Source organism: Mesorhizobium sp. M7A.F.Ca.US.014.04.1.1 (assembly GCF_003998745.1).
Classification (GTDB): Bacteria; Pseudomonadota; Alphaproteobacteria; order Rhizobiales; family Rhizobiaceae; genus Mesorhizobium; species Mesorhizobium ciceri.
Map to the genome: position 1 here is coordinate 1 of NZ_RZRW01001202.1, position 852 is coordinate 852.

The 852-nt window shown below is 60.0% G+C and carries 1 protein-coding gene; it reads left to right on the forward strand.

Features of this window, described 5'->3' with window-relative positions:
• Positions 1–207: 207 nt before the first annotated feature.
• Positions 208–819 carry a TIGR00730 family Rossman fold protein gene (locus tag EOA22_RS35590; protein ID WP_013532550.1) on the forward strand — a complete coding sequence of 204 codons (612 nt, stop codon included), beginning with the start codon at positions 208–210 and terminating at the stop codon, positions 817–819.
• The last annotated feature ends 33 nt before the right edge of the window (positions 820–852 follow it).

The following is an 852-nucleotide window of genomic DNA, read 5'->3' on the forward strand; positions in this document are numbered from 1 at the left end:
CCCCGGCTAAAAAGGCGGTCCCCGCGGCAGCAACGGCCCCACCCGCCGCGAACAGGAACGCCTTCAGTGGATTAATTGCCATATTTCCCTACCCCTTAGCCACCTAACGCCGGTCTAGCCTGTTTTAGCAATACCGACAAGAAAAAGCCCAGGCCGTTAACCCTTGGGGCTTGACCGCGCTTTCAGACCCAATCACCAATCATCGACATGAACACGATTCGATCCGTCTGCGTCTATTGCGGCTCGTCTCCGGGCCGCGATGAAATCTATATCAAGGCCGGACACCTGCTCGGGCGCTCAATTGCCAAAGCGGGATTGCGGCTGGTCTATGGCGGCGGCACCAAAGGCATCATGGGCGCTGTCGCCGAAGGCGCGCTCAAGGCCGGCGGCAAGGTGACGGGCATCATTCCGCGCTTCCTGATCAACAAGGAGGCGAGCGAAACAGCGCTTGACCGGCTCGATGAACTCTTGATCACCGACAACATGCACGAGCGCAAGCACAAGATGTTCGAGAAATCCGACGCCTTTGTGGCACTGCCGGGCGGCATCGGCACGGTCGAGGAGATCGTCGAGATCATGACCTGGGGACAACTTGGCCATCATCGCAAGCCGATCGTCTTCGCCAATGTCAAAGGATTTTGGGATCCGATGCTGGCGCTGCTCGATCACATGGCCGCCGAAGGCTTCATCCACACCGCGCAGCGGGTCAAGCCGCTGGTCGTCGACGACCCCGAAGCGATCGTCGCCGCCATCATGGTAGCCGGATCGTCCGTCGACGCCCCGACCGAGGGCGTGCAGTCGGTGATCGACAAGATGTAGGGCGATAAGGAATCGGGGCAGTAAGGCAGTATG

Excerpts from the sequence above, each read along its gene's own strand:
- EOA22_RS35590 (WP_013532550.1), top strand. The coding sequence starts at position 208 with ATGAACACGATTCGATCCGTCTGCGTCTATTGCGGCTCGTCTCCGGGC.